The sequence below is a fragment of the Streptomyces sp. ATLC9 genome, from assembly GCF_057196705.1.
This window is the reverse complement of sequence record NZ_JBXUOY010000397.1, coordinates 1-3,639: the sequence shown is the minus strand read 5'-3', so window position 1 is coordinate 3,639 and position 3,639 is coordinate 1. Positions and strand designations below refer to the sequence as shown.

Below are 3,639 nucleotides of genomic sequence, written 5' to 3'. Positions count from 1 at the left end.
CGCCGGCGGTGAACCGCCGCCGCGACAGCGACGGAGCGGCTCCGGCGGCGCGGCGGGCGGCGGGCCCGTTGGTGGGTTCGACGGTGGGTTCAGCGGTGCTTCCGGCGGCGTGTCCGGCAGTGTGATGGTCTTCGTGGGGAGCCATGGCTTCTGCCTAGGGCCGAGCAGCCCCGGCGGGCCGTCGGCGCACGGAGCGACCCGCCGGATTCCCCCGTACGGGAACGGCTTTCGGATGTGAAAAGCCTTTGGTGAGCGGCGCGCGTCTCGGGCAGTGTGCCCCCCATGGACCTCATGAGCCCCGCCCACGTCGCCCTGCGCCCCGGTGCCGTCAGCCGTGTGTCCGAGCCGCGACGATCACGTTCCCGTACAGGTCGGCGAAGTGCAGCGATCCGCCGTCGGCGTCCTCCCGCAGATCCCACATCCGTACGTCGTGCTCGCGCAGACGGGCGGCGACCGCGTCCAGGTCGTCGGTGTAGAGGACGAGCAGCGGCTGCCCGCCCGTCTGCCGCCCGACCAGCCCGCGCTCCTCCTCGCCGGTGGCGGGCATCAGCCACAGACCGGCCCCCTCCTGTCCGGGGACGCCCAGGTGCAGATGTCTGTAGCCGTCCAGCGTCCGGTCGTACAGCACGCGCAGTCCGAGGGCATCGCGGTAGAACGCCAGGGCGTCGTCCGGATCCTCGACGAGGACGGTCAGACGGCCGAGTGCGGAGAACGGGCTCCGGCTGTGCCGAGAAGTCAAGGTGGGACCGTAGCCGCCCCCACTGACACCGCCTCCGGGCCGGGCGCGGACCGGACCGCCGCCGCCTCACACCCCGGCCAGCGCACGCTCCCCCGGCTCGCAGGCCTCCCGCAGCGCCCTCAGCTCGTCCGGCGGCAGTCGCAGCGAGGCCCCGCGCCTGCCCGGGTCGAGCGTCGCCCGGCCCGCCGCCAGCCACTCCCCGTCGGGCGCCACGCCGGCGAACCCGGCCAGCCGCGACAGCTCCCGCTCCGGCGCGTCCAGCAGGTCCTCGTACGACAGGCTCATCCGGGCCGCCCCCGGCACCCGGGCCAGATGCTCCAGGCACTCGGCCACCAGCCGCGACCACATCTCCCCGAACCGGGCCACCGGCATCACCCGGTCGAACACCAGCCGGGGGTCGAACGGGTCCTGGAGGAGGCCCGCCAGATCCGGCGGGAGCTCGCGGGCGTGCCCGGGCGTCAGCTCGTCGCCGGGCTCCAGCCCCAGCAGCGCGTACATCTCCTCCAGCATCGAGATCATCCGGAATCCGGTGTGCCGGCTCATCGACAGCGCACAGTCGGGCCCGTCGCGGTGGAGGTGGACGAACCCCGCCTCGGGGAAGCCCGCCCGCAGCCGGGGCACCCACCCCACCGAGAAACCCGAGCGCTCCACCACCGCCCGCCGCCCGAACCGGTCGCACAGCAGCCCGAACAGCTCCCGGTACTGCTCCTCGACCGGGCGGCGCGGCCAGGCGCGGACCCGCGGGGCGAGTTCGTCCAGCAGGCCGTCGGGATCGTCGGTGAGGTGCGGCAGCACCATCAGGGACAGCCGGGGGATGCCGGTGGTGTCGGCCGAGAAGCGTCCGGGACCGCGCGGGTAGAGGAACTCCGGGATGGGCGCGCCGCTGCGGATCATCCTGTCGAACCTCGGGTTGGGCTCGGCCAGGAGACGCCAGAACTCCGCTCCTTCCAGCGTCCCTTCGGGCATCCCCTCGGATCCGACCGAGGCCAGCAGCTCGTTGAGGCTGAGGATGTCCCGGTGCAGGTTCAGCACGCGCGACAGCGCGGTCGAACCGCTCCGCCCCGTGCCCACCACGAACGTCAGAGGCCGTGCGCTCATGTCTCCCACCCCAATGCCCTCCCGCTCCCGCGCCCGGTCCGGCTGCGGCTCCGGCGCCGGCGCCGGGGCCGGAGCCGGTCGGTGATCTCCGTCCCGCAGCGTACGGACCCGGCCGCGGCGTGCGGCAGGGCGACTTCCGGCCAGAACGGACCCGGGGGCTGCCCCTGACGGCGGCGCGGCGACGGCCCGCGCGGAGCACCCGCCCGTTCGCCGGTGAGGGCCATCGGATGGCAGGGTGTGGGTATGACGGAAGCAGGCGGAAACAACAACGGCAGGAGTGAGCCGGGGAACGGCGATGTCGCGGTGGGCATCGCCGTCGGGACGGCGATCGGGGTCGCCCTGGGCCTGGTGGTGTTCGACAACCTCGGCGTCGGGATCGGTGCGGGCATCGCACTCGGCGTCGCCTTCGGTTCGGCCCGGCGGAGCCGCCGGGAGCCTCCCGGCGGCTCCGGGGACGAGGGCTGAGCCGCTCCTCCCCGGCCGCGGTGGTGGGGGCCGCGGCGCCGGGCCCGGTCACGGCAGGGTCCGGCGACCACGGGCGTCGTGCCGCTCGTACGCGGTGAGCGGCCGGACGTCGTCCGGCCCCGCGTCCCACTCCCGCCCGCCACCGACCGGGCGCGGCCACACCCGCCCGGGGCGGACGTCCATCACGTCTCCGATCCGCCCGTCCCGCAGGTCCCGTGCCACCGAACCGACCGTGAGCGCGGGCAGTTCGCCCCGCTCGTCCGCGCTCACCGCGCCGCCCCGGCCCGTGGCGCCGCCACGGCCTTCCCGGGCGGCCCGTCCGGTGGCGCGGCCGGCACGGAGTCCGGCGCGTGCGCGGTGTGTGCGGGTGCCGGTGCCCACCGGAGACCTCTGCCGTCGGCGGAGATCGCCCGGGAGCGGTGAGTTCGGGATTCCATCGCGCTCCGTGATCGGTCGGTGCCCTCTGACGGGCGACTGTTGCTCTCCGTATCCAGGCCGTCTCCTTCCGAAGCCGGTGTCGGCGGATTTTTCACCGTGACCTCACACGGGCCACGGGAAGGGGAACGGGCTGTGACGGCGGGGTGCGGAGCCGGGTGCGGCGCGCCGCCGCGGTGGCGGGGTTGACCTCAAGTCGGTTTGAAGTCCTAGTTTCTCAGTCGCGGCCCCGCGGCGGGGCCGCGACGGAAGCGGACGGGAGAACGAGATGACCGCAGCGGCACAGCAGGACCAGTACCGCCTCGCCGTGATCCTGGGGAGCGTGCGCGAGGGGCGCTTCGTGACCACGGTGGGGGAGTGGTTCGCCCGGCAGGCCGGGCTGCGCGACGACGTGAAGCTCGACGTGATCGACCTGGTGCGGCCCGACGGGGACGGGCGGACGCTCGGCGAGCGGGTCGGCGCCGCCGACGCCGTCGTGGTCGTGGTGCCCGAGTACAACCACAGCTTCCCCGGTGAGCTGAAGACGGCGATCGACTCCCTGAAGCCGGAGTGGCGCGCCAAACCGGTCGGCTTCGTCTCCTACGGCGGACGGGGCGGGGGGCTGCGGGCGGTCGAGCAGCTGCGGCTGGTCTTCGCCGAGCTGCACGCGGCCACGGTCCGGGAGACCGTCAGCTTCCACGACGCCTGGCGGGAGTTCGGGCCGGACGGCGAGCCGCGCCGGGCGGGCGAGGCGGCCGGGGCCGCGACCGCGCTGCTGGACCAGCTCGCCTGGTGGGCGTCGGCCCTGCGGCGGGCGAGGCAGGAACTGCCGTATCCGGTGTGAGGGACGGCAAACGCGGAACGGCCGGCCGGGGGCCCCCGGCCGCGCCGCCCGTTCGGGGCCGGGGGGTCATCGGCCCCGG

At 74.9% G+C, this 3,639-nt stretch carries 5 protein-coding genes; 2 read left to right on the top strand and 3 right to left on the bottom strand.

The window, feature by feature from the left end; genetic code table 11:
* Positions 1 to 328: 328 nt before the first annotated feature.
* Together AC2CJA_RS25365 and AC2CJA_RS25360 are read right to left on the bottom strand one after the other, a co-directional pair.
* Complete coding sequence (locus AC2CJA_RS25365) at positions 329 to 739, bottom strand: VOC family protein (RefSeq protein WP_484605004.1); 411 nt, start codon at positions 737 to 739, stop codon at positions 329 to 331.
* A gap of 66 nt (positions 740 to 805) precedes the next feature.
* Positions 806 to 1,837 carry a sulfotransferase gene (locus AC2CJA_RS25360; protein WP_484605003.1) on the bottom strand — a complete coding sequence of 344 codons (1,032 nt, stop codon included), beginning with the start codon at positions 1,835 to 1,837 and terminating at the stop codon, positions 806 to 808.
* Between the two features lie 243 nt (positions 1,838 to 2,080).
* On the opposite strand from AC2CJA_RS25360, the gene AC2CJA_RS25355 reads away from it, so the two are divergent.
* Positions 2,081 to 2,302 (top strand): glycine zipper domain-containing protein, encoded by a 222-nt coding sequence (locus tag AC2CJA_RS25355; protein WP_484605002.1) that lies wholly within the window; start codon positions 2,081 to 2,083, stop codon positions 2,300 to 2,302.
* 48 nt (positions 2,303 to 2,350) lie between these two features.
* Here AC2CJA_RS25355 and AC2CJA_RS25350 read toward each other — a convergent pair whose 3' ends face one another.
* Positions 2,351 to 2,572, bottom strand: coding sequence for a hypothetical protein (locus tag AC2CJA_RS25350; protein ID WP_484605001.1), 222 nt, complete (start codon positions 2,570 to 2,572; stop codon positions 2,351 to 2,353).
* A 433-nt stretch (positions 2,573 to 3,005) separates the two neighbouring features.
* Here AC2CJA_RS25350 and AC2CJA_RS25345 point away from each other — a divergent pair, with 433 nt between their 5' ends.
* Positions 3,006 to 3,560, top strand: coding sequence for an NADPH-dependent FMN reductase (locus tag AC2CJA_RS25345; protein ID WP_484605000.1), 555 nt, complete (start codon positions 3,006 to 3,008; stop codon positions 3,558 to 3,560).
* Positions 3,561 to 3,639 lie beyond the last annotated feature (79 nt).

Coding starts and splice junctions, on each gene's coding strand:
- AC2CJA_RS25360 (WP_484605003.1), bottom strand. CDS start 1,837: ATGAGCGCACGGCCTCTGACGTTCGTGGTGGGCACGGGGCGGAGCGGT.
- AC2CJA_RS25355 (WP_484605002.1), top strand. CDS start 2,081: ATGACGGAAGCAGGCGGAAACAACAACGGCAGGAGTGAGCCGGGGAAC.
- AC2CJA_RS25345 (WP_484605000.1), top strand. CDS start 3,006: ATGACCGCAGCGGCACAGCAGGACCAGTACCGCCTCGCCGTGATCCTG.